Source organism: Streptomyces sp. NBC_01410, assembly GCF_045040195.1.
Classification (GTDB): Bacteria; Actinomycetota; Actinomycetes; order Streptomycetales; family Streptomycetaceae; genus Streptomyces.
The window spans coordinates 6,102,730-6,128,752 of the sequence record NZ_CP109530.1 but is presented as its reverse complement, the minus strand read 5'-3'; the positions used below and the strand labels follow the sequence as shown (position 1 = coordinate 6,128,752).

General features: G+C 69.5%; 26 protein-coding genes and 5 tRNA genes. 11 read left to right on the top strand and 20 right to left on the bottom strand.

The genetic code is table 11. The features are described 5' to 3' along the window. Positions 1–88: 88 nt before the first annotated feature. Positions 89–274: a 50S ribosomal protein L28 gene (gene rpmB, locus OG741_RS28305; protein ID WP_003957616.1), complete on the top strand. Its 186-nt coding sequence runs from the start codon at positions 89–91 to the stop codon at positions 272–274. A gap of 111 nt (positions 275–385) precedes the next feature. Here rpmB and thiD read toward each other — a convergent pair whose 3' ends face one another. Together thiD and OG741_RS28295 are read right to left on the bottom strand one after the other, a co-directional pair. Then, the gene (thiD, locus tag OG741_RS28300; RefSeq protein ID WP_405602520.1) at positions 386–1,183 is read right to left on the bottom strand and encodes a bifunctional hydroxymethylpyrimidine kinase/phosphomethylpyrimidine kinase; all 798 of its coding nucleotides are present in this window, start codon (positions 1,181–1,183) and stop codon (positions 386–388) included. A 10-nt stretch (positions 1,184–1,193) separates the two neighbouring features. Further along, a complete protein-coding gene (locus tag OG741_RS28295) occupies positions 1,194–2,165 on the bottom strand; it encodes a thiamine-phosphate kinase (RefSeq protein WP_266488756.1) in 972 nt (323 codons plus the stop codon). A gap of 227 nt (positions 2,166–2,392) precedes the next feature. On the opposite strand from OG741_RS28295, the gene OG741_RS28290 reads away from it, so the two are divergent. Both OG741_RS28290 and OG741_RS28285 read left to right on the top strand, forming a co-directional pair. Next, complete coding sequence (locus OG741_RS28290; protein ID WP_108152814.1) at positions 2,393–2,626, top strand: Lrp/AsnC family transcriptional regulator; 234 nt, start codon at positions 2,393–2,395, stop codon at positions 2,624–2,626. Positions 2,627–2,646: 20 nt separating this feature from the next. Beyond that, complete coding sequence (locus OG741_RS28285; protein WP_405602518.1) at positions 2,647–3,129, top strand: DUF3515 domain-containing protein; 483 nt, start codon at positions 2,647–2,649, stop codon at positions 3,127–3,129. Positions 3,130–3,133: 4 nt separating this feature from the next. Here OG741_RS28285 and OG741_RS28280 read toward each other — a convergent pair whose 3' ends face one another. Genes OG741_RS28280 through OG741_RS28270 form a run of 3 tightly spaced genes read right to left on the bottom strand, consistent with a single transcriptional unit; the run spans position 3,134 to position 6,088 of the window. Then, positions 3,134–4,291, bottom strand: a complete 1,158-nt coding sequence (locus OG741_RS28280) for a D-alanine--D-alanine ligase family protein (protein ID WP_405602517.1) — start codon at positions 4,289–4,291, stop codon at positions 3,134–3,136. A 34-nt stretch (positions 4,292–4,325) separates the two neighbouring features. Beyond that, positions 4,326–5,339, bottom strand: a complete 1,014-nt coding sequence (locus OG741_RS28275; protein ID WP_405602515.1) for an NAD(P)H-dependent glycerol-3-phosphate dehydrogenase — start codon at positions 5,337–5,339, stop codon at positions 4,326–4,328. After that, on the bottom strand, positions 5,336–6,088 hold the full coding sequence (locus tag OG741_RS28270; RefSeq protein WP_405602513.1) for a lysophospholipid acyltransferase family protein: 753 nt from the start codon (positions 6,086–6,088) through the stop codon (positions 5,336–5,338). The genes OG741_RS28275 and OG741_RS28270 overlap by 4 nt, the downstream gene beginning before the upstream one ends. 148 nt (positions 6,089–6,236) lie before the next feature. Here OG741_RS28270 and cofC point away from each other — a divergent pair, with 148 nt between their 5' ends. Beyond that, a complete protein-coding gene (cofC, locus tag OG741_RS28265) occupies positions 6,237–6,914 on the top strand; it encodes a 2-phospho-L-lactate guanylyltransferase (RefSeq protein WP_405602510.1) in 678 nt (225 codons plus the stop codon). Between the two features lie 250 nt (positions 6,915–7,164). Beyond that, on the top strand, positions 7,165–7,368 hold the full coding sequence (locus OG741_RS28260) for a hypothetical protein (RefSeq protein ID WP_405602509.1): 204 nt from the start codon (positions 7,165–7,167) through the stop codon (positions 7,366–7,368). Positions 7,369–7,441: 73 nt separating this feature from the next. Here the strand turns inward: OG741_RS28260 and OG741_RS28255 are convergent, their stop codons facing one another. The 4 genes from OG741_RS28255 to leuC form a co-directional block, all read right to left on the bottom strand. Continuing rightward, positions 7,442–8,107, bottom strand: coding sequence for an HU family DNA-binding protein (locus tag OG741_RS28255; RefSeq protein ID WP_405602507.1), 666 nt, complete (start codon positions 8,105–8,107; stop codon positions 7,442–7,444). A 143-nt stretch (positions 8,108–8,250) separates the two neighbouring features. Beyond that, the gene (locus tag OG741_RS28250; protein WP_142213448.1) at positions 8,251–8,478 is read right to left on the bottom strand and encodes a hypothetical protein; all 228 of its coding nucleotides are present in this window, start codon (positions 8,476–8,478) and stop codon (positions 8,251–8,253) included. 104 nt (positions 8,479–8,582) lie between these two features. Further along, positions 8,583–9,176 (bottom strand): 3-isopropylmalate dehydratase small subunit, encoded by a 594-nt coding sequence (gene leuD, locus OG741_RS28245; RefSeq protein ID WP_266488736.1) that lies wholly within the window; start codon positions 9,174–9,176, stop codon positions 8,583–8,585. A gap of 5 nt (positions 9,177–9,181) precedes the next feature. Further along, complete coding sequence (leuC, locus tag OG741_RS28240; RefSeq protein ID WP_266488734.1) at positions 9,182–10,606, bottom strand: 3-isopropylmalate dehydratase large subunit; 1,425 nt, start codon at positions 10,604–10,606, stop codon at positions 9,182–9,184. Positions 10,607–10,750: 144 nt separating this feature from the next. Here leuC and ndgR point away from each other — a divergent pair, with 144 nt between their 5' ends. Then, complete coding sequence (gene ndgR / locus OG741_RS28235) at positions 10,751–11,467, top strand: IclR family transcriptional regulator NdgR (RefSeq protein WP_058942291.1); 717 nt, start codon at positions 10,751–10,753, stop codon at positions 11,465–11,467. A 63-nt stretch (positions 11,468–11,530) separates the two neighbouring features. Here the strand turns inward: ndgR and OG741_RS28230 are convergent, their stop codons facing one another. The 11 genes from OG741_RS28230 to OG741_RS28180 all read right to left on the bottom strand — a co-directional run bounded on the left by OG741_RS28230 (position 11,531) and on the right by OG741_RS28180 (position 16,851). Then, positions 11,531–12,499 carry an anti-sigma factor RsbA family regulatory protein gene (locus OG741_RS28230; protein ID WP_405602505.1) on the bottom strand — a complete coding sequence of 323 codons (969 nt, stop codon included), beginning with the start codon at positions 12,497–12,499 and terminating at the stop codon, positions 11,531–11,533. Then, a complete protein-coding gene (locus tag OG741_RS28225; RefSeq protein ID WP_266488726.1) occupies positions 12,489–12,842 on the bottom strand; it encodes an STAS domain-containing protein in 354 nt (117 codons plus the stop codon). Before OG741_RS28225 ends, OG741_RS28230 begins: the two co-directional genes overlap by 11 nt. 97 nt (positions 12,843–12,939) lie before the next feature. Next, positions 12,940–13,012, bottom strand: a tRNA-Glu gene (locus tag OG741_RS28220). A 21-nt stretch (positions 13,013–13,033) separates the two neighbouring features. Then, positions 13,034–13,105 (bottom strand) — tRNA-Gln (locus tag OG741_RS28215). Positions 13,106–13,121: 16 nt separating this feature from the next. Beyond that, positions 13,122–13,194: transfer RNA gene (locus OG741_RS28210), tRNA-Glu, on the bottom strand. 83 nt (positions 13,195–13,277) lie between these two features. Next, positions 13,278–13,350: transfer RNA gene (locus OG741_RS28205), tRNA-Glu, on the bottom strand. Between the two features lie 21 nt (positions 13,351–13,371). After that, a tRNA-Gln gene (locus OG741_RS28200) sits at positions 13,372–13,443 on the bottom strand. 86 nt (positions 13,444–13,529) lie between these two features. After that, a complete protein-coding gene (locus OG741_RS28195) occupies positions 13,530–14,249 on the bottom strand; it encodes an HAD family hydrolase (protein WP_405602502.1) in 720 nt (239 codons plus the stop codon). 40 nt (positions 14,250–14,289) lie between these two features. Continuing rightward, a complete protein-coding gene (gene gltX / locus OG741_RS28190; RefSeq protein WP_405602500.1) occupies positions 14,290–15,765 on the bottom strand; it encodes a glutamate--tRNA ligase in 1,476 nt (491 codons plus the stop codon). Beyond that, a complete protein-coding gene (locus OG741_RS28185) occupies positions 15,758–16,549 on the bottom strand; it encodes a fumarylacetoacetate hydrolase family protein (protein WP_405602498.1) in 792 nt (263 codons plus the stop codon). The genes gltX and OG741_RS28185 overlap by 8 nt, the downstream gene beginning before the upstream one ends. A 128-nt stretch (positions 16,550–16,677) precedes the next feature. Next, positions 16,678–16,851, bottom strand: coding sequence for a hypothetical protein (locus OG741_RS28180; RefSeq protein ID WP_405602497.1), 174 nt, complete (start codon positions 16,849–16,851; stop codon positions 16,678–16,680). Between the two features lie 581 nt (positions 16,852–17,432). On the opposite strand from OG741_RS28180, the gene OG741_RS28175 reads away from it, so the two are divergent. The 5 genes from OG741_RS28175 to OG741_RS28155 all read left to right on the top strand — a co-directional run bounded on the left by OG741_RS28175 (position 17,433) and on the right by OG741_RS28155 (position 26,017). Further along, positions 17,433–20,993 (top strand): nitrate- and nitrite sensing domain-containing protein, encoded by a 3,561-nt coding sequence (locus OG741_RS28175; RefSeq protein WP_405602495.1) that lies wholly within the window; start codon positions 17,433–17,435, stop codon positions 20,991–20,993. Between the two features lie 9 nt (positions 20,994–21,002). Next, the gene (locus OG741_RS28170; protein ID WP_142214992.1) at positions 21,003–21,416 is read left to right on the top strand and encodes a roadblock/LC7 domain-containing protein; all 414 of its coding nucleotides are present in this window, start codon (positions 21,003–21,005) and stop codon (positions 21,414–21,416) included. A gap of 128 nt (positions 21,417–21,544) precedes the next feature. Continuing rightward, a complete protein-coding gene (locus OG741_RS28165; protein WP_142213456.1) occupies positions 21,545–21,949 on the top strand; it encodes a DUF742 domain-containing protein in 405 nt (134 codons plus the stop codon). Then, entirely contained in the window at positions 21,930–22,511 is a 582-nt protein-coding gene (locus OG741_RS28160) for an ATP/GTP-binding protein (protein ID WP_266488710.1), read from the top strand. Before OG741_RS28165 ends, OG741_RS28160 begins: the two co-directional genes overlap by 20 nt. A 332-nt stretch (positions 22,512–22,843) precedes the next feature. Continuing rightward, positions 22,844–26,017: a nitrate- and nitrite sensing domain-containing protein gene (locus tag OG741_RS28155; protein WP_405602492.1), complete on the top strand. Its 3,174-nt coding sequence runs from the start codon at positions 22,844–22,846 to the stop codon at positions 26,015–26,017. Positions 26,018–26,023: the final 6 nt, after the last annotated feature.

Sequence of the window (26,023 nt, the reverse complement as noted above, 5' to 3'; positions counted from 1 at the left end):
CCATTCCCCCGGCAAAGCCACCAATCAGATCACTGATCCGGCGCGCCGGAATTCACTGTAAGTGCATCTGAAGTCTTTGGAGTGACCCGTGGCTGCCAACTGCGACGTCTGCGGCAAGGGGCCGGGCTTCGGCAACAACATTTCGCACTCGCACCGCCGTACGTCCCGTCGCTGGAACCCGAACATCCAGCGTGTGCGTGCCGTGGTCGGTCGGACGCCGAAGCGGCTCAACGTCTGCACCTCGTGCATCAAGGCCGGCAAGGTCTCGCGCTAACCGCGACGTTTCGTCGTAGCGCAGCCCCTCCGGTTGCCTTGAAAGCCGGTCCACCTCGGTGGACCGGCTTTTTGCCGTGCCCGGACGGCAGTCGCCGGGACAACCCGGCGATCAGCGCAGGCGCCAGCCGTGATCAACCGGGCCGATCCCGCCCCCCAGCGCGAACCCCGCGGCGATCGCCCCCGTGACGTACTCCTTCGCGGCCCGTACGGCCCCCGGAACATCCATCCCCTTCGCCAGCCCCGAGGCCACCGCGGACGCCAGCGTGCAGCCCGTCCCGTGCGTGTGCCGGTTGTCGTGCCGGGGCGCGCGCAGCCAGTGCTCCTGCGCGCCGTCCGTCAGCAGGTCCACCGCGTCGCCCGCGAGATGCCCGCCCTTGATCAGCGCCCACCGCGGCCCGAAGCCCAGCACCGCGTCCGCCGCCCGGCGCAGATCCGCCTCGGCCTCCACCCGTACGCCCGTGAGCTGCTCGACCTCGTCCAGATTCGGCGTTGCCACGGTCGCGAGGGGCAGCAGCTTGGTGCGTACGGAGTCGAGCGCGGAGGCGGCCAGCAGCGGATCCCCGTGCTTGGAGACGCCCACCGGGTCGACGACGACCGGCGCGTCCGTTCCGGCCAGCAGCTCGGCGACGGTCTCGACGAGGGGCGCGGACGCCAGCATGCCCGTCTTCACGGCCTGTACGCCGATGTCGTCGACGACGCTGCGGTACTGGGCCCGTACCGCGTCGACGGGCAGTTCCCACGCGCCCTGCACACCCAGCGAGTTCTGCGCGGTGACCGCGGTGAGCACGCTCATGCCGTGCACACCGAGCGCCAGCATCGTCTTCAGGTCGGCCTGAATGCCCGCACCGCCGCCGGAGTCGGACCCGGCGACGGTGAGCACACGAGGAGGCAGGGCGGGTATGTCCATGCCCCCGAATCTACTTGCCGTCCTCGATGTCCCCGAAGTGGTCCCAGCCGCTCTTCTTGGTCCACGGCGCACCGTCGACCGTCACCTGCGGCAGCGCCGACGGGTTGAGCACCTCGCCGATCACCTTCCAGCGGGCCGGAAGCTTCGCGTCCGGCGGGAAGGTCGCGACGATCGCGTGGTCCTCTCCCCCGGTCAGCACCCACTGCAGCGGGTCGACGCCGACGGCCTGGCCGATGTCGTTCATCTGCGAGGGGATGTCGATGGAGCCCGAGCGCAGATCGATACGGACCTTGCTGGCCTCCGCGATGTGCCCGAGGTCGGCGACGAGTCCGTCGCTGACGTCGGTCATGGCGGTGGCGCCGAGTCCGGCCGCCGCGGGGCCCGCGTGGTAGGGCGGCTCGGGCCGCCGGTGTGCCTCGACGAAGGCGCGCGGCGAGCGGAAGCCGCGCGAGAGCACCGCGTGCCCGGCGGCCGACCAGCCCAACCAGCCCGTGTACGCGACGACATCGCCGGGCTGGGCGCCGGCCCGGGTGACCGGTTCGTGGTTGCGCAGATCGCCGAGCGCGGTGATCGCGAGCGTGATGAGGTCGCCGCGTACGACATCGCCGCCGACCACCGCCGCCCCGGCCACCTGGCACTCGTCGCGGATGCCGTCCATCAGCTCGGTGGCCCAGGTGACGGGGAGTTCGGCCGGGACGACCAGGCCGAGCAGCAGCGCGGTCGGGACCGCACCCATGGCCGCGATGTCGGCCAGATTCTGTGCGGCGGCCTTGCGCCCCACGTCGTACGCCGTCGACCAGTCACGGCGGAAGTGCCGCCCCTCCAGCAGTACGTCCGTGCTCGCCACGACCCTGCGGTCGGGTGCGGCCACGACCGCCGCGTCGTCACCGGGTCCGAGCCGGACCGCGGGGGTGGAGGTGAGCCGTGAGGTGAGCTCCCTGATGAGCCCGAACTCCCCCAACTCGCCCACAGTGCCCTTCACCGAGTCTCACCTCTCCGTCGTCCTGCCGGGACCTCCGGCAGTGCTGCTCGCTTGCGGTCGCGAGCCGTACGCGCCCTGGGTACCGTCAAGAGATACGTCAACTTCTGCCTTCCGTACGCCACGCTGCGGGCGTCACCCGGCGCGCGGGTCTCCCCGCGGCCCGCGGCGACGCGATACCGTGGCGTCCCTTCCCCCCACATGATCCTCGTGGCCGCCCTGGAGGTTCCGTGGTACAGGCGTACATCCTCATCCAGACCGAGGTGGGCAAGGCGTCGACCGTCGCCGAGACCATCGGCAAGATTCCGGGAGTGATTCAGGCCGAGGACGTAACCGGTCCCTATGACGTGATTGTGCGCGCCCAGGCCGAGACGGTAGACGATCTCGGTCGCATGGTGGTCGCCAAGGTCCAGCAAGTGGACGGCATCACCCGCACCCTGACCTGCCCGGTCGTGCACCTGTAGCCCCCGTCTACGCTTGGCCGGTGACGTCTTCCCGCCGCCGGCCCTTCTTTCTGTCCGCTGCCGCCCTGGTGCTGCTGGCCGCCGCGGGCTGCTCCTCCACGGACGCAGCGTCGTCGGTCACGGTTCCCAGCCCGCCGTCGAACGAGGCCGCCCTGTGCGGTGCACTGGACAAGGAGCTCCCGAAGTCCGTGGCCGGTGAGGACCGCAGCGACCCTGAGCCGGCTTCCGATCTGACCGCCGGCTGGGGCGATGCGGCGATCGTACTGCGCTGTGGTGTCCCGCGGCCCGCGAAGATGAGCGACGCACAGTCGAAGGCCGTGGAGGCGGACGGAGTCAACTGGCTGCTGGAGGAGAAGTCCGACGGCCCCCGGCTGACCACCACGTACCGCAAGACCTATGTCGAGGTCACGATGGACAAGCGGTACGCCCACGACGTCACGCCGCTCGCCGAACTGGCCGACGCCGTCAAGAAGACGGTGCCGGCCAGACTCGACGTCCCGTAGGGGCCTAGCGCAATCCGGTCGAGCGGCGCAGCGCCGCCTGGATCAGCCGGTCGACGAGCTCGGAGTAGCCGACGCCGCTCTCCTGCCACATCCGCGGGTACATCGAGATCGGCGTGAAGCCGGGCATCGTGTTGATCTCGTTGATGACGAACTCGCCGTCCTCGGTGAGGAAGAAGTCCGCGCGCACCAGGCCCTCGCAGGACGCGGCGTCGAAGGCCTCGACCGCGAGCCGGCGTACCTCGGCGGTCTGCTCCTCGGTCAGCGGCGCCGGCACCAGACCGGCTGCCGAGTCGATGTACTTGGCCTCGAAGTCGTAGAACTCGTGGGCCGTGACGGGCGGGATCTCGGCCGGGACGCTGGCACGCGGGCCGTCCTCGAACTCCAGCACCCCGCACTCGATCTCGCGGCCGCGCAGCAGCGACTCCACCAGGATCTTGGGGTCGTGGCGCTGCGCCTCCATGATCGCCTCGTCCAGGCCGGAGATGTGGTCGACCTTGGTGATGCCGATGGAGGATCCGGCACGCGCGGGCTTGATGAAGAGCGGCCAGCCGTGCTCGCCCGCGAAGTCGATGATCTTCTTGCGGGCGGCGGACGGGTCGAGTTCCCACTCGCGGGGGCGGATGACCGTGTACGGGCCGACGGGCAGGCCGAAGGAGATGAAGACGCGCTTCATGTACTCCTTGTCCTGGCCGACTGCCGAGGCGAGGACGCCCGAGCCGACGTACGGGACGCCGGAGAGCTCCAGGAGGCCCTGGAGGGTGCCGTCCTCGCCGTACGGGCCGTGCAGCATGGGGAAGACGACGTCGACCTCGCCGAGCGCCTTGGGGACGGCGCCGGGCTCGCTGTAGACGACCTCGCGGTTGGCGGGGTCCACGGAGAGCACCACGCCGCCCTCGGTGGAGTCCGCGAGCTGCTCGACGCTCGGCGTACGGCGGTCGGTGATGGCCATCCGCTCCGGCTCGTCGGCGGTCAGCGCCCACCGGCCGTCCGTCGTGATGCCGATCGGCAGCACGTCGTACTTCGTACGGTCGATGGCGCGCAGTACGGCACCGGCGGTGACCACGGAGATCCCGTGTTCGGAGCTGCGACCGCCGAAGACGACGGCTACGCGCGGCTTGCGCGGCTGCTGCTCAGGGCTCTGGGGGAGGTTCTCGCTGCTCATATCGCGATGAGACTACCCGCTGGCTTGAATCACGTCAGTGCCGCTCCGCCTTGGCGCTGCGTGACATCAGTTCCTTCAGCGCGACGACCGGCGGCTTGCCCTCGTGGACGATGCCGACGACCGTCTCGGTGATCGGCATGTCGACGCCGTGCCTGCGGGCCAGATCCAGTACCGATTCACAGGACTTGACGCCCTCCGCGGTCTGCTTCGTGGCCGCGATGGTCTCCTCGAGCGTCATCCCGCGGCCGAGGTTGGTGCCGAAGGTGTGGTTGCGGGAGAGCGGCGAGGAGCAGGTCGCGACCAGATCGCCCAGTCCGGCGAGACCGGAGAAGGTCATCGGGTCGGCGCCCATCGCCAGGCCGAGCCGGGTGGTCTCGGCGAGGCCGCGGGTGATCAGCGAGCCCTTGGCGTTGTCGCCGAGGCCCATGCCGTCCGCGATGCCGACGGCGAGGCCGATGACGTTCTTGACGGCGCCGCCCAGTTCGCAGCCGACCACGTCGGTGTTGGTGTACGGGCGGAAGTACGGGGTGTGGCAGGCGGACTGGAGCCGCCGGGCGACGCTTTCGTCGCGGCTGGCGACCACCGCGGCGGCGGGCCGGCGCTGGGCGATCTCCTTGGCGAGGTTGGGGCCCGTGACGACGGCGACGCGTTCGGCGGAGACCTTGGCGACCTCTTCGATGACCTCGCTCATGCGCTTGGCGGTGCCGAGTTCGATGCCCTTCATCAGGGAGACGAGCACGGTGTCCGGCGCGAGGAGCGGTGCCCATGCGGCGAGGTTGGCGCGCAGGGTCTGGGAGGGGATGGCCAGAACGGTGAACTCGGCACCGGCCGCGGCCTCGGCGGGGTCGCTGGTCGCCCGTACCGCCTCGGGCAGCTCAATTCCCGGCAGATACTCGGGATTGGTCCGGGTGGCGTTGACCGATGCGGCGAGTTCGGCGCGGCGGGCCCACAGGGTCACCTCGCAGCCGGCGTCGGCGAGAATCATGGCGAAAGCCGTGCCCCAGGAGCCGGTTCCGAATACTGCTGCCTTGGTGGCGGCGCGCGTCACTTGGTGCCCTCCTCGGCGGCCTTGCGGCGCTGGTGCGCGAGGACTTCGCGCAGATCGTACGGCTTGTCGGGGGCCTTCTCGCCGCGGATCTCCTCCAGCAGCACGGTGATCGCGGCCATGATGTCCTCGGTCGCCGCCTTCAGCACCTCGGGGGTCGGCTCCTGGCCGTAGAAGCGGTCGAGGTCGACCGGCGGGCCCGCCTTCACCTGAAGCGTCTTGCGCGGGAAGAAACTGACCTTGTTCTCCTTGGCGTACGGCGGCATCGCCAAGTTGGCGCCCCACTGGGCGACCGGAATGACCGGCGCCTTGGTCAGCAGCGCCGCACGCGCGACTCCGGTCTTCGCGGTCATCGGCCACATACCGGGATCGCGGGTGAGCGTGCTCTCCGGGTAGAAGGCGACGCATTCACCGCGCTCGATGGCCTCGACGGCCGCCCGGAAGGCGCCGAAGGCGTTGGAGGACTCGCGGTAGACGGGAATCTGACCGGTGCCCCGCAGGAGTGTGCCGACAACCGGCGCCTTGAAGAGCGCGGCCTTGGCCAGGAATCGGGGCACACGTCCGCTGTTGTACTGGAAGTGCCCGTAGGAGAACATGTCGAGGTACGAGTTGTGATTGATAGCGGTGATGAATCCGCCGTCCGCCGGAATGTGTTCCATTCCCTGCCAGTCCCGCTTGAACAGAACCAACAGCGGCGGTTTAGCGATGACCGCCGCCAGGCGGTACCAGAAGCCGATTCTACGGCGGGACACTCGGACACCTTCCTCTATTGCCGGGCTCCCGCCCGGCTGCTGGGGGTCAAGTGTCGCCCCAGGCCCCTGGTCTGTCGAGAACACCGTACGCCTCGGCTCCGGGCCCGGGCCTCCGGCTCATCAAGGGCTCGCGCCACAATGGGGCCCGATGCGCATGGACGGAGAGCTCGCCACGAACACCGACTCGACGGACGGCTGGTCCCTGGTGGTCCCGCTGAAGCCCCTCGTTCTGGCCAAGAGCAGGCTCGCGGGGGCCGCGGACGGCATTCTGCGGCCGCATCTCGCGCTCGCCTTTGCCCAGGACACGGTGGCCGCGGCGCTGGCGTGCGGCGTGGTACGGGATGTGGCGGTCGTCACGGACGATCCGGCGGCGGGCGGCGAGCTGGCCGCGCTGGGCGCGCGGATCGTGCCGGACAGCCCGGGCGCCGGCCTCAACGCGGCGCTCGCGCACGGGGCGGAGGTGGTGCGGGCGCTGCGTCCGGCCGCGGCCGTCGCGGCACTCAACGCCGATCTGCCCGCATTGCGCCCCGAGGAATTGACCCGGGTACTGGTTCGCGCTTCGGTATTTCCCCGGGCATTTCTGGCGGATGCGGCGGGAATCGGCACGACTTTCCTCTCCGCGGCACCGGGCACGGAATTGCGTCCCGCTTTCGGCGGCCGATCGCGCCGCCGGCATTTGGCGTCGGGGGCCGCGGAAATCCTGCTCGACGGCGTGGATTCGGTACGGCAGGACGTGGACACGGGGGACGATCTGGCGGCCGCGCTGGCCCTGGGAGTGGGCCCGCGGACCGCTGAGCGCTGGGCGGCGGGGGCCCGCACCCTCTAGTCCGTGTCTGACAAATCTCGCCTGGTGCGCGACGCCCGGCACGCCCACTCGTTGCGTTGTCGGAGTCATCCAAGTACGTCCAGTACGAGGATGATCTCCCCCAGACTTCGTCCGGGGGTGCCCCCACCGCCTTGCGATTGCACGCACCGGACGCCGCGCACCCCGCCCTGCGGGCGGACGGCGCTATTTGTCAGACACGGCCTAGCGCCCACACCCTCCGGACCCCGAGGACACCCCCTAAGCTGCCGGTATGCAGGCGACCTCGTACACCTACGACTCCGAAACCCGCAGCGGGAGTGTGCTGCTCGACGACGGCACCCCGGTGGAGTTCGACGCCGCGGCCTTCGACGCGGGCGGTCTGCGGCTGCTGCGGCCGGGCCAGCGGGTCCGTATCGAGACCGAGGGCCAGGGTGGGGCCCTGCGCATCACGCTGGTGACACTGGCAACCCTCTGAAACGCCGCGGGCCGGGCTCCCCGAGGGGAGCCCGGCCCGGCGCGTGAGTGGCCCTGTGACCTTGTGCCGCTTACTACCTGGCGGCGCTCTTCTTGGCGGCGGTCTTGCGCGCCGTCGCCTTCTTGGCGGGCGCCTTCTTCGCCGTCGCCTTCTTGGCCGGCGCGGTCTTCTTGGCGGCAGCCTTCTTCGCCGTCGCCTTCTTCGCGGTCGCCTTCTTCGCCGGAGTCGCCTTCTTGGCGGCGGCCTTCTTCGCGGTCGCCTTCTTGGCGACCGTCTTCTTCGCCGCGGTCTTCTTCACTGCCGCCGCCTTCTTGGCGACCGTCTTCTTCGCGGCGGCCGCCTTCTTGGCGACGGTCTTCTTGGCGGCCGCCTTCTTGACGGTCGTACGGGCTGCGGCGACGCCACCCGTGAGGCTGCCCTTGGGAGCCTTCTTGACGGCGACTTCGCCGCCCCTGGGGAGCTTCTTCGAGCCGCTCACCAGGTCCTTGAAGCCCTGCCCCGCACGGAAGCGCGGAACCGAGGTCTTCTTGACCCGCACGCGCTCACCCGTCTGCGGGTTGCGGGCGTAACGGGCGGGACGGTCGACCTTCTCGAACGAGCCGAAGCCGGTGACCGAAACCCGGTCTCCGCCGACAACTGCGCGGACGATCGCGTCAAGTACCGCGTCGACAGCGTCTGCGGCCTGCTGGCGGCCGCCGACCTTGTCGGCAATCGCTTCTACGAGCTGCGCCTTGTTCACGTCTTCCCCTTCGGAGACATTGGCCGGAACGAATGCGTCCAGGCTTTTTCGCACGTTAGGCAGATATATACCGCAAATCAAACACGAAACGGGCTAATCACCCTAGTGCCGCAACGAAGTCGACCTTCGCGGAACTTCGGGTGTCAGTCGCCTTCAGGGAATCGGCCCTCGTCGAGGTCCTTCATCAAGCGGTCCAGACGCCTAGCCGCATCCGGGAGATCGTGCTTCGCCGCTGCCGTGACGACCAGCAGCTTCCGGGACAGCGCCATCCTTACGCCCTCCGGGACTTGCAGTGCGCGCACTCTTGTGTGCGCTTCCTTCAGTCGGGCGGCGACTGCCTCGTAGAGCTCGAGTTGGCTGTCGCGTTCCATGCACCGATTGTGCCATCTGGGGCGAGTTGTCGCCCGGCAGGGTCTCAACAAGCGACTGCGCCCCCCACCGGACGGTGGGGGGCGCAGTACGGTAAAAGCGCTGCTCAGGCCTGAATTGTGCGGGGTTTGAAGGCCGGTCGGGAGGCCTCGTAAGCCGTGATGTCGGCTTCGTTCTGAAGGGTGAGGCTGATGTCGTCCAGCCCGTTCAGCAACCTCCACCGGGCGTTCTCGTCAAGGTCGAAGTCGGCCGTGATTCCTTCGGCCAGAACCTGTCGCTTCTCCAAGTCCACGGTGACGTCGGCCGTCGGGTCGGCTTCGGTCAGCTCCCAGAGCGCGTCCACGACCTTCTGGTCCAGAACCACGGTCAGCAGACCGTTCTTGAGCGAGTTGCCGCGGAAGATATCGGCGAACCGGGAGGAGATGACGGCCTTGAAGCCGTAGTTCTGCAGGGCCCACACGGCGTGCTCGCGGGAGGAGCCGGTGCCGAAGTCGGGGCCCGCCACCAGAACCGTGGCGCCCTGCCGCTCGGGCTGGTTGAGGACGAAGGAGGAGTCCTTGCGCCAGGCCTCGAAGAGCCCGTCCTCGAAGCCGTCGCGGGTGACCTTCTTCAGCCAGTGGGCCGGGATGATCTGGTCGGTGTCGACGTTGCTGCGGCGCAGCGGGACGGCCCGGCCGGTGTGTGCGGTGAAAGCTTCCATGGTGCTCAGACTCCGACGGTCGCGGGGGCTTCGGACAGGTCGGCGGGCGAGGCCAGATGGCCCAGTACCGCGGTGGCGGCGGCGACCTGCGGCGAGACCAGATGGGTGCGTCCGCCCTTGCCCTGCCTGCCCTCGAAGTTGCGGTTGGAGGTGGACGCGGAGCGCTCGCCGGGGGCCAGTTGGTCGGGGTTCATGCCCAGACACATCGAGCAGCCCGCGTGCCGCCATTCGGCGCCCGCCTCGGTGAAGACCTTGTTCAGGCCCTCCTCGACGGCCTGCAGCGCGACCCGTACGGAGCCGGGGACCACCAGCATCCGTACGCCGTCGGCGACTTTGCGGCCGTCCAGAATGGCGGCGGCCGAGCGCAGGTCTTCGATCCGGCCGTTGGTGCAGGAGCCTACGAAGACGGTGTCGACCTTGATGTCGCGCAGCGGCTGTCCGGCGCTCAACCCCATGTATTCCAGGGCCTTTTCGGCGGCGTGGCGCTCCGAAGCGTCCTCGTACGAAGCCGGGTCGGGGACGCTGGACGACAGGGGCGCGCCCTGGCCGGGGTTGGTGCCCCAGGTGACGAACGGCGCCAGTTCGGTGGCGTCGATGAACACCTCGGCGTCGAAGACGGCGTCGTCGTCGGTGCGCAGCGTCTTCCAGTACGCGACGGCGGCGTCCCAGTCCTCGCCCTCGGGGGCGTGGTCACGGCCCCGCAGATAGTCGAAGGTGGTCTGGTCCGGGGCGATCATTCCGGCCCGGGCGCCCGCCTCGATCGACATGTTGCAGATGGTCATCCGCGCCTCCATCGAGAGCTTCTCGATGGCGGAGCCGCGGTACTCCAGGATGTATCCCTGGCCGCCGCCGGTGCCGATCCGGGCGATGATGGCCAGGATCAGGTCCTTGGCGGTGACGCTGTCGGGCAGTTCGCCCTCGACCGTGATGGCCATGGTCTTGGGGCGGGCCAGCGGCAGCGTCTGGGTGGCCAGGACATGCTCCACCTGGGAGGTGCCGATGCCGAACGCCAGCGCGCCGAACGCGCCGTGGGTGGAGGTGTGCGAGTCGCCGCAGACCACGGTGGTGCCGGGCTGGGTCAGACCCAGCTGGGGGCCCACGACGTGGACGACACCCTGCTCGACGTCACCCAGCGGGTGCAGCCGTACACCGAAATCCGCGCAGTTCTTGCGCAGCGTCTCCAACTGGGCGCGGGAGACCGGGTCCGCGATGGGCTTGTCGATGTCGATCGTCGGGGTGTTGTGGTCCTCGGTCGCGATGGTGAGGTCGAGACGCCGCACCTGCCGGGCATTCTGGCGCAGCCCGTCGAAAGCCTGGGGGCTGGTGACCTCGTGCAGCAGATGCAGGTCGATGTAGAGGAGGTCGGGCTCGCCCTCGGCGCGCCGGACGACATGGTCGTCCCAGACCTTCTCCGCGAGTGTCCTACCCATCGCTTTCCCTCCGGCCGGCCTGTTCGCCGACGCAACTAGAGATCTTGTGCAGAGCCCGTTGGTCCGCGGGCCGCCACTACAGAGTCGCAAGTTCCCGGGAAATTTGAACTTGCGTTTCACAGTGTGAGACGTGAATATCGTTGCATGGACAACTCTAGCGGCGTCGGCGTTCTCGACAAGGCAGCTCTGGTACTGAGCGCTCTGGAGTCCGGTCCGGCCACCCTCGCCGGGCTGGTCGCGGCGACAGGGCTTGCACGACCCACGGCACATCGCCTTGCCGTGGCACTGGAACACCACCGGATGGTGGCGAGGGACATGCAGGGCCGGTTCATCCTGGGCCCGCGGCTGGCCGAGCTCGCCGCGGCGGCGGGCGAGGACCGGCTGCTCGCCACGGCGGGACCGGTTCTCACGCATCTGCGCGATGTGACGGGCGAGAGCGCGCAGCTCTACCGCCGGCAGGGAGACATGCGTATCTGCGTGGCAGCGGCGGAACGGCTGTCCGGTCTGCGGGACACCGTGCCGGTCGGCTCCACGCTCACCATGAAGGCCGGGTCGTCGGCCCAGATCCTGATGGCCTGGGAGGAGCCGGAGCGCCTGCACCGGGGCCTGCAGGGCGCCCGTTTCACGGCCACGGCCCTGTCCGGCGTACGGCGCCGGGGCTGGGCCCAGTCGATCGGCGAACGCGAGCCGGGCGTGGCATCGGTCTCGGCGCCGGTGCGGGGGCCGTCGAACCGGGTCGTGGCCGCGGTGTCGGTCTCGGGCCCGATCGAGCGGCTGACCCGGCACCCGGGCCGGATGCACGCTCAGGCGGTCATCGACGCGGCGGGCCGCCTGAGCGAGGCGCTGCGGCGCTCGGGCTGACCCCGCCGTCCTCGCCCGCGGCGGGGGGTCGGCCTGATGTTCAGGCCGGCCCCGGCGGGAAATTCAAGGCCAGTGCAAGGCGCGCGCGCCGGCGCAGCGGAGCCGCAGTCGCAGACCGCCGTCGGTCACCGCACGGATCTCCACCGCCTCGCACAGGCTCCGCACCAGCCACAGCGCGTCGTCCGCCGACGGCCGCGGTCCCGGCGGGACGAAACCAGCGAAGCGCCCCGGCACGGTCGCCTGCCGCCCCAGGCCCAGCAGGTCCCAGACCACCGCGCCCGGCTCCTCCCAGACCCGCAGCTCCGCATCGGACGCCCCGCGCGCGAGCAGCCAGGTCAGTGCCTCGTTCACCAGGGTCTCGGCCTGCGCCACGCGCTCCTCGTTCAGGCCCGCCGTCTCGGCCCGCAGCCGCGCGAAGCGCCGTACCGCGTCCAGCGAGGCCGGCGGCTCCAGGAGCGCGGCGTGCGGGGGCGGCGGCGGGAGCGGGCTGTCCCGGGCCGCGGCGTAGGTCTCCGGTTCGGTGTAGGTGCCACAGGGCAGCACCAGGTCCCCCACCACATGGCGGGGATGGGTCGCCCAGGCCGCCTCCACGACGTGGTCCGGCACGCTGCGGGTGTCGTACGGGCAGATCAGCCGCGCGTTGGTGTGGGCGAGCAGGACATTGAGCCCGGACTCCAGCCGCTTCCAGTCGTTGATCTCCCGGGTGCACTGCCCCGTCCACACCGGTTCGGCGATCATCCGCACCGGGCGGCCCCGCGCCCGGAAGCTGTCCGTGTACCGCAGCAACGCGCCGACCCGGTCCACCGGCCGGCGGCCGAAGCAGGCGATCTCGGCGGTGTCGAGGGCGTGCGCCCGCTCCCCCAGCGCGTCCCGCAGAAGCGCGATGTTCGCGGGGGTCGTGGCGGCGAGCACCGGCTGCCCCGCGGCCAGCCCTTCGTCGGCGAAGGGCACGGCCATCGCCAGGAACTCTTCCTCGTCGCCGTACAGACAGGCCTGGTGCTCAAAGCGGCCCGGGACCCGGTCAGTTGACACGGCGGTCTCCCAGCCGCAGACCGGGTGTGTCGTCCCAGCCCACGAGCGCGATCACATTCCGCAGATGCGGGGCGAGTCCCGCCAACTCCACATGGTCGCCCGGCTTTCGGGTCCGGGCCAGGCCGATCAGCAGGCGCAGTCCGCCGAGGTCGAGGAACTCCAGCCCCGAGAGGTCGAGTTGGAGATCCCCTTCGACCGAGGCGATCACGTCGAGAGCGCCGCTCAGGTGTCGGTGGGCATGGACGTCGACGATGCCCTCGATCCTCAGCCCCGGGGGCTGTTGGATGCGGGAGATGCGTAACTCCGCGGTACGTACGAGGGGTTCCGCGCCGACAGCATCCATGGGCGGAGTATCCGCCAGGGGCTGCCGCCGCAGGAAGGTCCGTACGCGAAGAACGCGAAGAGGCCCTCCGCGATGCGCGAAGGGCCTCTTCGATGCGTACCCCCGACCGGATTCGAACCGGCGCTACCGCCTTGAGAGGGCGGCGTGCTAGGCCGCTACACAACGGGGGCTTTGCGGATGAGCTCCGCGAGCTGGCCTACCAGGACTCGAACCTAGAATGACGGTACCAGAAACCGTAGTGTTGCCAATTACACCATAGGCCATGGTGGTTTAGACCAGTACCCCCGACCGGATTCGAACCGGCGCTACCGCCTTGAGAGGGCGGCGTGCTAGGCCGCTACACAACGGGGGCCCTAGCGATCCCACCCGGCAGAGCCGGGTGATGTCACTGCGCGGTCATCGGGTGCGACCCTGATGATCAGCAGGATGGATCTGTACCCCCGACCGGATTCGAACCGGCGCTACTGCCTTGAGAGGGCAGCGTGCTAGGCCGCTACACAACGGGGGCTTTGCAGAAGAACTCTGCGAGCTGGGCTACCAGGACTCGAACCTAGAATGACGGTACCAGAAACCGTAGTGTTGCCAATTACACCATAGCCCACCAAAACTCAACCCCTTGAGGGGGTTTGTTTGGTTTGCGCTCCCCGGCCGGACCTCTCGGCCCACTCGGGCGGCGCAGGAAGAACATTACCTGAAGGTGTCCGGCGCTCCAAAACGAGTATCGGGCCGCAGCAGGCCGGGGAGCTGGGCGAGACCGGTGATACGGGTGAGCTCAGGACGCCCTCCGCGGCCGGTGCGGTCCAGCCAGATACCGGTGAGACCCGCGGCCGCGGCGCCCTGTGCGTCGATGTCCGGCTGGTCCCCCACGTACGCGACCTCTTCGGGCGGCAGCGCGAGAGCCTCGCAAGCCGCGTGGAACGCCTCGGGTGCGGGCTTGGACACACCCAGCTCGGCCGCGCACACGACCGCCTCGAACCGGTCGCGTACGCCAAGGACGCGCAGCTTGCGGTCCTGGTTGTGGAGCGAGGAGTTGGACAGGACGGCATGGCGGTAGCCGTCGGCGAGCAGGTCGAGTACGGGGACGGCGTCCGGGAAGAGCGACCAGGCGGCCTCGAAGTGCACGATGTAGCGCTGGAACCAGGCGTCTGCCTCGGCATCGCCGAGTGGCCGGCCGGTGAAGGACCGCACGCGGTCGCGGCGCTGGCCCTGCCAGTCGGTCTCACCGGCGGAGAAGCGCGCCCAGTGCTGGTCGGTGATCTCGCGCCAACGGCCGAGGGCCTGGTCGACGGAGTCGTATCCGTCCACCAGGCCCTCGGCTTCGAGGTGCCGCTGCATTCCGGCGCGGTCGGCGCGGGCGTAGTCGAAGATCGTGTCATCGATGTCCCACAGGACCGCGCGGATCGGCATGAGCCGAGCTTAGAACGCAGGCTTCGGCGGCGCCTCGGAGTCAGGACGCGAGCTTCTCCAGCGCCGCGTCGATCCGCGCCAGCGTCTTGTCCTTGCCCAGGATCTCCAGCGACTCGAACAGGGGCAGGCCAACCGTGCGACCCGTGACCGCGACGCGGACCGGGGCCTGGGCCTTGCCGAGCTTCAGGCCGTGCTCCTCGCCCGCCGCCAGGACCGCGTTCTTCAGGGACTCGGGGCTGGACCAGTCCGCGTCGGCCAGCTTCTCGCGGGCCGTGCGCAGCAGCGCGTCGGAGCCCTCCTTCATCGCCTTCGTCCAGGACGCCTCGTCCTCGACCGGCGCGTCCAGGAAGAGGAAGTCGACATTGGCCGTGATGTCCGAGAGGACGGTCACCCGGGTCTGGGCGTGCGGGGCGATCGCCTCCCAGGCCGCCTGGTCGAACTGCTCCGGGGCCCAGTTGGCGTGCGGGGCCCGCAGCCAGGGGCCGCACGCCTCGGTGAAGGCCTTTACGTCGAGGAGGCGGATGTGGTCGGCGTTGATCGCCTCGGCCTTCTTCAGGTCGAAGCGGGCCGGGTTCGCGTTGACGTCCACCACGTCGAACTTCGCCACCATCTCCTCGATCGAGAAGACGTCCTGGTCGGCAGAGAAGGACCAGCCGAGGAGGGAGAGGTAGTTGAGCAGGCCCTCCGGGAGGAAGCCGCGTTCCCGGTAGATGTTCAGGGACGCCTGGGGGTCGCGCTTGGAGAGCTTCTTGTTGCCCTCGCCCATGACGTACGGGAGGTGACCGAACGCGGGGATCTCCTTGGCGATGCCCAGCTCGATCAGCGCCTTGTAGAGCGCGATCTGGCGCGGGGTCGAGGAGAGCAGGTCCTCGCCGCGCAGTACGTGCGTGATCTCCATCAGCGCGTCGTCGACCGGGTTGACCAGCGTGTACAGCGGGGCGCCGTTGGCGCGGACGATGCCGTAGTCCGGCACGTTGTCCGGGGTGAAGGTCAGCTCGCCGCGGACCAGGTCGGTGAAGGTGATCGGCGCGTCGGGCATCTTGAAGCGGACGATGGCCGGGCGGCCCTCGTCCTTGTACCGCGCGATCCGCTCGGCCGAGAGGTTGCGGCAGGTGCCGTCGTAACCGGACGGCTTGCCGGCCAGACGGGCGGCGTCGCGGCGGGCCTCCAGCTCGACGGCGGTGCAGAAGCACTCGTACGCGTAGCCGCCGGCCATCAGCTTCTCGGCGACGTCCCGGTAGATGTCCATCCGCTGCGACTGGCGGTAGGGAGCGTGCGGGCCGCCCGCCTCGGGGCCCTCGTCCCAGTCCAGGCCCAGCCAGCGCATCGAGTCGAGCAGCTGGTTGTACGACTCCTCGGAGTCGCGAGCCGCGTCGGTGTCCTCGATACGGAAGACCATGGTGCCGCCGGTGTGCCGGGCGTAGGCCCAGTTGAACAGGGCGGTGCGGACCAGGCCCACGTGGGGGTTGCCGGTCGGGGACGGACAGAAACGTACGCGGACGTTCGCGTTAGCCACGCTTGATCACCTTGTTGGTGAGAGTGCCGATGCCTTGAATGGTGACGGCGACCTCGTCGCCGACGTTGAGCGGGCCGACCCCGGCCGGTGTGCCGGTGAGGACGACGTCGCCGGGGAGCAGTGTCATCGCCTCGGAGGCATTGACGATCAGGTCCTCGATGGAGTGGATCATCTGGCTCGTACGGCCGAGCTGGCGCTGTTCGCCGTTGACCGTGCACTGGATGGCGAGGTCGCTCGGGTCGAGGTCGGTCTCCACCCAGGGGCCGAGCGGGCAGGAGCTGTCGAAGCCCTTCGCCCGGGCCCATTGCTTCTCGCGCCTCTGGACGTCACGGGCGGTGACGTCATTGGCGCAGGTGTAGCCGAGGATGACGTCCTTGACCCGCTCGCGCGGGACCTCGCGGCACATCCGGCCGATGACCACGGCCAGTTCGGCCTCGTGGTGCAGTTCCTGCGAGAAGGAGGGGTACGCGATGGGGTCGCCGGGGCCGATCACCGAGGTGGAGGGCTTGAAGAAGGCGAACGGCGCGTCGGGGACCTCGTTGCCGAGCTCTGCGGCGTGCTCCGCGTAGTTGCGGCCGAAGGCCACGACCTTGCTGGGAAGCACGGGCGGCAGCAGCCGGACCCTGTCCTTGGAGCCGGGAGCCAGCGGGACCTTGGTGCCGGAGAGCTCGAAGTCCGCGAACGGGATGCCCTTGATGATGTCGAGGACGAGGCCGTCGGGGCCTTCGCCCTCGACCGCGCCGAAGGCCACATTGCCGTCGATGGAGAACCTGGCGATGCGCACGGGATGCGGGTGCCCCTCTTTTGATGACGCTGGCTGGAGTCTGACGCTCCAGGCTAACGCGGGTGCGCGGGCCGCCTCGCGTATTGGGCGGGCCGCTTCGCGCATTGGTGGGGGCACCGCCCCGCGTACTACTGGGCGGGGGCGTCCATCAGGACCGTGCGGCGGGGGTTGGCCGTCTGCATGGGAAGATCGATCGCGTGCTCCGGCTGTTCCGGCATCTGCAGTTCGTCCGCGTCCGAGAGGTGCGCGAGCGTGGTGCGCCGGGGGTTGGCTATGTTGCGGAACATCATCGTCGTCTTCATCGGTTGTTCAGACCTTGTCGGTGTGCGGGCGCTGCGGTTAACGCCGGGTTGACGGATTTCCCATCCCTGTAAAGCGTCAGGCTAAACATCCAATTCCCCGGGAAAGCCCGGAAGACTCAGCGATCTACGTGTGAGTTTCCTCACGAGTTGACGGTCAATTCGGACATTCCGGATGACGGGTCAATTGAGGGAAACGGACATTGCGCCACTGAAGCGACCATTCCGCTCCTGATCATCGCTACTGGGACACCCCCCACCCCTAAGCGACTCGTACGGAAAGGTCCGTTTCATCCGTGAACCGTTTCTACGTCTTGTGACGCGACGCTCACACCGTGTCATCCAGGTCACAGGCCGGTACACGGCTCTTGTTGGAGATCCTGCACTGTGCTGGAATTCCACGCACCGCCGCGGTTTCAGGCCGGCGCGCATGGGGCGCAACGCAGCGCCGAGTGGCGGCGGGAAGGGGGGAGCAGCGCCGGTCACTCAACGACCACCATGGGGCACCATATTTTCGCCCCGAGACGCCGACACCGTCCCGCCGTGAGAGCGGAGGGACGCCTGGTCCAGAGGTTGCGACGCTAGTGCAGGGACGTTTCAAGAGGGATGGCAGCGCTGCGGCGGAACAGGAGCCGCGCGGCGGGACCGACCGCGGCTCCTCGCCCCAGCACACCCAAAACCAGGGACCGGCAGCGCCCGGCGACAGCGGCGAACGTGCCGCGCGCCCCGGCACTGCGGCACCCGGCGGCGAGAGGCCCACGGCCCCGCTGAAGCCGAAGGGACCGACGGACACCGGGCCGCGAATAGCCCTGCGCAACTGGCGCATCAGCACGCGCCTTGTCTCCCTGCTGACCCTGCCGGTCGTCGCAGCGACCACGCTGGGCGGACTCCGTATCAACGAGTCCATGGAAGACATGAAGCAGCTGGATCACATGCAGCTGCTCACCAAGATGACCAAGCAGGCGACCGAACTGGCGACGCAGCTCCAGACGGAGCGCGACCTGTCGGCGGGCCCGATTCGCAACGACCCTGCCGCCGTCAGCGACTTCAAGGTCACGGGTCCCCGTACCGCGACCGACCGGGCCAGGAAGGCCTTCCTCGAGGCCACCCGCGACATCCCCAACACGGATGAGGACCAGGCCCTGGAGAGCATCCGGGCCAACGCGAACCAGATCGCCGTCCAGGTCAACGAGCTCAACGGCATCCGGGCCAACGCGTACAAGCCGAACCAGCCGACCTCCCTCACCATCGACAAGTACAGCCGGCTGATCGACGCCCTGCTGAGCCTGTCCCAGGACATGGCGCAGGCGACGAACAACCCGGAGATGATCAAGCGGACCCGCGCTCTGGCGGCCTTCTCGTCCGCCAAGGAGTACGCCTCCATCCAGCGCGCGGTCATCGCCGCAGCGCTCCCGGTCGGTGACAACAGCAAGATCCCCGGTCTGACCGAGTCCGACCGGCAGTACGGCCAGGCCGCCCGCGAGAGCGGCGACACCCAGCTCCAGGCCTTCAAGTCGGTCTACGAGTCCTCCGGCGGCAACGCCGACGAGCTGACCGAACCGATGGAGGACGGCAACCCGACCATCCAGGCGTCCGTGCTCTACGCCAAGCGCGTGCTGGACACCAAGAACGGTCTGGCGTCGCAGCCCATCCGTTCGCACCTGGACTGGACCGACGACTACACGGTCCGCATCAGCGCCATGAAGACCATCGAGGCCACGCTGCTCGGCCAGATGGAGAGCAAGGCCCGTGAGCTGCGCGAGGCCTCGCAGCGCGACGCGATCATCAACGGTGCGCTGATCCTCATCGTCCTCGGTGTCTCCCTCGTGGGCGCCTTCGTCGTGGCCCGCTCCATGATCCGCTCGCTGCGCCGGCTGCAGGACACCGCGACCAGGGTCGCCCAGGACCGTCTGCCCGAGCTGGTCAAGCAGCTGTCGGAGTCGGACCCGCAGGACGTCGACACCTCCGTCGAGTCCGTCGGTGTGCACTCCCGGGACGAGATCGGCCAGGTGGCCGCGGCCTTCGACGACGTGCACCGCGAGGCCGTCCGACTCGCCGCCGAGCAGGCCCTTCTGCGGGGCAACGTCAACGCGATGTTCACCAACCTCTCGCGCCGCAGCCAGGGACTTATCCAGCGTCAGCTCTCGCTCATCTCCGAGCTGGAGTCCCGCGAGGCCGACCCGGACCAGCTGTCCTCCCTCTTCAAGCTGGACCACCTCGCGACCCGTATGCGCCGGAACGGCGAAAACCTCCTCGTCCTCGCGGGCGAGGAGCCGGGCCGCCGGTGGACCCGGCCGGTCCCGCTGGTCGACGTGCTCCGTGCCGCCGCCTCCGAGGTGGAGCAGTACGAGCGCATCGAACTGGCCTCGGTCCCCGGGACCGAGGTCGCCGGACGCGTCGTCAACGACCTCGTGCACCTCCTCGCCGAGCTGCTCGAGAACGCGACCTCCTTCTCCTCGCCGCAGACCAAGGTCCGCGTCACCGGTCACGCGCTGCCCGACGGCCGTGTGCTGGTCGAGATCCACGACACCGGCATCGGCCTCTCCCCCGAGGACCTCGCCGCGATCAACGAGCGGCTGGCGTCGCCGCCCACCGTGGACGTCTCGGTCTCGCGCCGCATGGGTCTGTTCGTGGTCGGCCGGCTGTCCCTGCGACACGGCATCCGCATCCAGCTGCGCCCCTCCGACTCCGGTGGTACGACCGCGCTGGTCATGCTCCCCGTCGATGTCGCCAACGGCGGCAAGAAGCCTCCGACGGGCATGCCCGGTGCGGGCGGCCAGGGCGCCGTTCCCCCGGCGCCGGGTGGTATCGGCGGCCGTCCCGGCGGTACGGGCGGCGGCCGTCCCGGTCTCGGCGGCGGCCCCGGCGCGGGTCCCACGGGGGCTCCCGCGGGCGGTCGGCTCGGTACCGGTGCGCCGCGCGGCCAGGTCAGTTCGGGCTCGGGTGCGCGTGCCGCGCTGCCGGCCCGTGACGGTGGTCCGGGTCAGGGCCAGCAGGCCTCCCAGGGTCAGGGCCGCGGTCTCGCCGGGGCCTTCGGCTCCGGTGCGGGGCGTGGCGCGCAGAACGCCCCGGCCCGCAACGAGCGGCAGAACGGCTTCCCGCAGAGTGCGCCGGGCGCGGGCGACCGCGGCCGGCAGCTGCCGGCGTCCGGCGGTCCGCGCGCCGAACTGCCCGGCAGCCCCCGCCGCGAGGAGCCGCAGCGCCCCCAGCGCCCGCAGGCCGCGAGCTGGGGCAACGAGCAGCAGGGCGCCACGCCGCGCCACGCCGCGGACTCTCCGCGCGGGCACGAGGACAGCGACTCCGGGCGCGGTGCGGGCTCGACGTCGGAGTTCGCGCGGCCCGACTACAACGCGGGCCCGCCGCGCGGTGGTGCCGGTGCCACCGGGCAGTTCGTACGGCCCGACGTGTTCGGCGCCCCGGACTCCTCGTCCACGGGTCAGTACGCCCGCCCGGACGTGAACGGCTCGGGCGCAGGTTCGCAGGACCCGGCGTCCACCGCGCAGTTCGCGCGTCCGGACTTCAACGCCCCGCCCGCTCCCGCCCAGGCTCCGCGTCCGCGCGGTGGCCAGGACGGCTTCCGGGCCCCGCGCCCCGCGAATGCGCTGCCTCCGCAGCCGCAGCCCGAGGCGCTGCCGCCGGCCGGTCCCGGCGACGGCCGTACTCCGCTGTACGACACGCTGGAGACGAACTGGTTCCACGGTCCGCAGAGCGGTCAGTCCGCGCAGCAGCAGCCGCAGGGGCCGTCGGCAGCTGTCCCGCAGCAGCCGGCGGAGCGTCCCGTTCCGCCGATGCCGCAGCGCGCCCCCGCGCAGAGCCCGGCGACCCCGGGCAACGCGCCCAACGCGAGTGGTGCCGCATGGCGCTCCTCGCCCAATGACGAGTTGGTACGCCAGGCCGAGCGGGTCAGGAAGCCCGCGGCGGGCGGCGTCACCACCTCTGGTCTGCCCCGTCGGGTCCCGCGCGCCAACCTTGTGCCGGGAACCGCCCAGGAGCAGAACCACCAGTCCGGACCGCAGGTTTCGCGTGCACCTGATGATGTACGCGGCCGGCTGACCAATCTCCGTCGTGGCATTCAGCAGGGCCGTCAGCAGAATTCGACGACCGGCAGCTTCAACCTCGGCCCCACTCACCAGCAGGAGCACTAGTTGAGCCCGATGAGCCAGGCGGCGCAGAATCTGAACTGGTTGATCACCAATTTCGTGGACAACACCCCTGGGGTGTCCCACACAGTGGTGGTCTCCGCCGACGGTCTTCTGCTGGCAATGTCAGAAGGTTTCCCGCGCGACCGCGCCGATCAGCTGGCGGCCGTGGCCTCCGGGCTGACCTCGCTGACCGCGGGCGCCTCCCGGATCTTCGAAGGCGGCCCGGTCAGCCAGACCGTGGTCGAGATGGAGCGCGGTTTCCTGTTCCTCATGTCCGTCTCCGACGGTTCCTCGCTGGCCGTGCTCGCACACCCCGAGTGCGACATCGGCCTCGTGGGCTACGAGATGGCCCTCCTGGTCGACCGGGCGGGCAGCGTCCTCACTCCGGACCTGCGCGCCGAGCTCCAGGGGAGCCTGCTGCACTGATATGCGCCTCCCCCACGAGGTGTTTCAGATAGACGCCACCGCACAGTTACCGTCAGGCCGCCCACAGGCCCCCCACCGGCTCCACTCAGACGGCACGCAGACCACTTGCTGTCACGCCCGGAGGATTCATGACCCCGCCACCCGCCTCTCACGATCCGTACGGCGCCTCAGTCGACGCGTCGTACGGAGAAGGCGATCAGCCGCTGGTCCGTCCGTACGCCATGACCGGCGGCCGGACCCGGCCGCGCTACCAGCTCGCGATAGAGGCACTGGTCAGCACCACGGCCGACCCGGCGCACCTGGCCGGGCTGCTGCCGGAGCACCAGCGGATCTGCCACCTGTGCCGTGAGGTCAAGTCGGTGGCCGAGGTCTCGGCGCTGCTGTCGATGCCGCTGGGGGTTGCCCGTATCCTCGTCGCCGACCTGGCGGAGGCGGGCATGGTGGCCATCCATCAGCCGGGCAACGGAGAGGCCGGCGGCACGCCGGATGTGACACTGCTCGAAAGGGTGCTCAGTGGACTTCGCAAGCTCTAGCGGCGGCGCTGCCCGATCGACAACCAGCGCGAAGATCGTGGTGGCGGGCGGCTTCGGCGTGGGCAAGACCACGTTCGTCGGCGCCGTCTCGGAGATCAACCCGCTGCGTACCGAAGCCGTGATGACGTCTGCGTCCGCGGGCATCGACGACCTCACACACACCGGGGACAAGACCACCACGACGGTGGCCATGGACTTCGGCCGTATCACCCTGGACCAGGACCTGATCCTTTACCTGTTCGGCACGCCCGGACAGGACCGCTTCTGGTTCATGTGGGACGACCTGGTCCGCGGCGCCATCGGCGCCGTCGTCCTCGTCGACACGCGCCGCCTCGCGGACTGCTTCCCGGCGGTCGACTACTTCGAGAACAGCGGCCTGCCCTTCGTCGTCGCCCTCAACGGCTTCGAGGGACATCAGCCGTACAATCCGGAGGAAGTGCGGGAGGCGCTGCAGATCGGCCCGGACACCCCGATCATCACGACGGACGCCCGTCATCGTGCCGATGCCAAGTCCGCGCTGATCACGCTGGTGGAGCACGCCCTGATGGCCCGCCTCAAGTAGACACCGACATACGGCAGTTGTCGTAGTTGTGCGTGGGCGGACTGTGTCCTTTGACACGGTCCGCCCTCGTGTTCATAACGTTTCGACAGAGAATTAAGATGGCTCGGCCACCCGGTGCATCCAGCCGGTGTCCCTGCGCTCACTTTTCACCCGCAATTTGACGCTACTTGCTCTATATGCCCGAATTATCTCGGGTCTGCACACACGGAATGGCCAATTCCAACTGTTTGGAACGGAGCCCCTCCGCGTGCTGGAATCGAACTCCCGAGTAGTAGAGCTCTGAACGAAACACGGCACAGCGTAGGTGCCGACGCCGAGAGGTTGTTGGTCGAGTGAGGCGAAGCATGACGAGCTCCGCAGAGCAGCAGGCGCGGGGCAACTTCACCCCGCCGCCGCGCACAGCGGCGTCGCCTGCGGATGCGCCCGGTCCGTCCCCGGCCACCGGAAGCTCCAGCCGGCTGTCCCCGCGCAACTGGCGGGTGCCCACCCGTCTGAACGCGATCCTGCTCATACCCGTGCTCGTCGGGCTGGTGATGGGCGGCTTCCAGGTCAAGTCGTCCATCGACACCTGGCAGGAGGCACAGGACGCCGAGAAGACGGCGCTCATCGTGCGCGCCGCCTCGGAGTACGGCCAGGCGCTGCTCAACGAGCGTGACCGCACGGCGCCCAAGCTGCTCGCCAATGCCCGCCAGGATCCGGAAGTCACCAAGGCGTACGCGGACACGGACAACGCGAAGAGGAAGTTCGACGAGGTCGTCAAGGTCCTGCCCGAGAAGCAGGGCCTGGAGCGCCGTCTGAGCCTCTTCCGGGCCGTGGAGCCCGAGCTCGCCGACATCCGCAAGTTCGCGTACACCGAGGCCGTCGAGAAGAAGTCCGCGGTCGGCACCGAAGAGAGCTACGTCAAGGTCCAGCACTCGCTGATGGAGTTCTCCAACGAGCTCGGTCTGGGCACCGGCAACATCACCAGCTACGGCCGTACGGTCTACGCGGTCCAGCTGGCCAAGGCCGCCGCGTCGCTCCAGCGCTCCATCGGTCTGCACCTGCTGATCCGGCCGAGCCAGGACGACACGATCCGCGCGAAGCAGACCATCGCGTTCAACTCGTACAACTACCTCGAGCAGATCGCGCTCGCCGAGTACGTCTCCGGCGGTACGCAGGACGACGCCGACAAGCTCGAGCAGATCATGACGGCCAAGGCCGTCGAGGGCGGCAAGCAGCTCAAGGCCGCCGGCCTCAAACCGCCGACGGACGACAAGGGGTCGGTCCTGGCGGGCATGTCCGCCAAGATCGGCCAGGGTCTCAGCCCCAAGGAGCTCAAGCAGCTCGACATCACGCCCCTGGTGTGGATGGGAGCGGCCACCGCCAAGTTCGACGGCTACACCGAGATCGAGAACGACCTCGTCACCAAGTCCGTGACCGAGGCCGCCGAGATCTCCGACGACGCCAAGCGCGACGCCATCACCAACGGCGCCATCGTCGTGATCGCCCTGCTCACCGCCTTCATCCTGGCCGGTCTCATGGCCCGCCAGATGAGCCGCTCGATGCGCCAGCTGCGCACCGCCGCCTTCGGCATCGCCGAGCAGCGCCTGCCGATGCTGGTCGACCAGCTCTCGCGTACGGAGCCGGGCCGCGTCGACACCCGGGTGCAGCCGATCCCGATCGACACCCAGGACGAGATCGGCGAAGTCGCCCGCGCCTTCGACCAGGTCCACCGCGAGGCCGTGCGGCTCGCCGCCGAGCAGGCCATGCTCCGTGGCAACGTCAACGCGATCTTCACCAACCTCTCGCGCCGCAACCAGTCGCTGATCGAGGGCCAGCTGACCCTGATCACCGACCTGGAGAACAACGAGGCCGACCCGGACCAGCTGGAGAACCTCTTCCGGCTGGACCACCTGGCGACCCGTATGCGCCGCAACGGCGAGAACCTCCTCGTCCTCGCGGGCGAGGAGCCGGGCCGCCGCTGGAACCAGCCGGTGCCGCTCGTCGACGTGCTGCGTGCCGCCTCCTCCGAGGTGGAGTCGTACGAGCGCATCGAGCTCACCGGTGTCCCGGAGACGGACATCCACGGCCAGGCCGTGACCGACCTCGTGCACCTGCTGGCCGAGCTTCTGGAGAACGCCACGACGTTCTCCTCGCCGCAGACCAAGGTTCGGGTGACGGCAACCCGTCTCCCCGACGGTCGAGTCATGATCGAGATCCACGACAAGGGCATCGGCCTGACTGCCGAGGACTTTGCCGACATCAACCACAAGCTGGCCAACCCGCCGACGGTGGACGCCGCCGTCTCGCAGCGCATGGGCCTGTTCGTGGTCGGCCGCCTCGCCGACCGGCACGGCGTCCGCGTCCAGCTGCGCCCCTCCGGCGAGCAGGCGGGCACCACCTCGCTGGTCATGCTCCCCGACGCCATCACCCACGGTGGCGGTGGCGAGGCGCTCCCCGAGGACGACTTCACGGTCTCCCAGATCATTCCGGAGCAGCAGTCCTACGAGCACCCGCCGCTGCCGAGTGCGCCGATGCGCACGGCGGCGGAGCTCGGCTTCGACGACTCGCGCTACGAGGAGCAGTCCGACGGCTCTCCGCAGCTCGACCCGGTGGGCCGCTCGCTGATGCGCGAGGAGCGCCGTGCGGCGCTGGAGGCGCAGGCTCAGGGCGGTGACCGCCCCCTCTTCCGTGACGAGGCGGACTACCCGCAGGAGCAGCAGTACGGCTCCGAGTACGGCCAGGAGTTCCAGGAGCAGGGTTACGCCCAGGACCAGCAGGCGTACGACGGCTACCAGACGCCCGGTGGCTACCCCGAGCACCAGGAGTACCAGGAGCAGCAGGACCAGCCCGCGGGCACATATGCGGAAGGCAATTACCAGGCTTCCCAGGGGTCCGACGCTCAGTACGACGGTCAGTACGACACCCCGTCCCACCAGGCGGAGTGGCAGGATCAGGGTCCGTACCAGGGTGCGTACGAACCGGAGTACCGGGCGGAAGCGGAATCTTCCCCCGGCGCTCCCGCGAACGCCCCCGACCGCGTAGGCTTCGACCGACCCGGGCCCGCTCCGAGCAGCAGCCACGCGATGACCAACGCCGGTCTCCCGCGGCGCGGCAGCACCCAGCAGCCGCAGTCCGAGCAGCAGTGGCAGCAGCCCGCCGAGCAGGACCGACAGGCTCCGCAGAGCGATCAGACCGAGGCGCCGGGCAACAGCATCAGCGCCACCGGCTCCGAGGACTGGCGCTCGACCAACGACGAGCGCTGGCAGCGGGCGGAGAAGCTCCGCGATCCGAAGGCGGGCGGGGTCACCTCCTCCGGTCTTCCGCGGCGGGTGCCCAAGGCCAATCTCATCGAGGGCACCGCGGAGCAGACGCCCCAGGGCGGCCCCCAGGTCTCCCGCGCCCCGGACGCCGTGCGCGGCAGGTTGAGCAACCTGCGGCGCGGTGTCCAGCAGGGACGCAGCGCGGGAACGGACACGAACGGACTGGGCTTCGGCCCGGGCAGTACCTACAACCAGGAGCGTTAGTGTGAG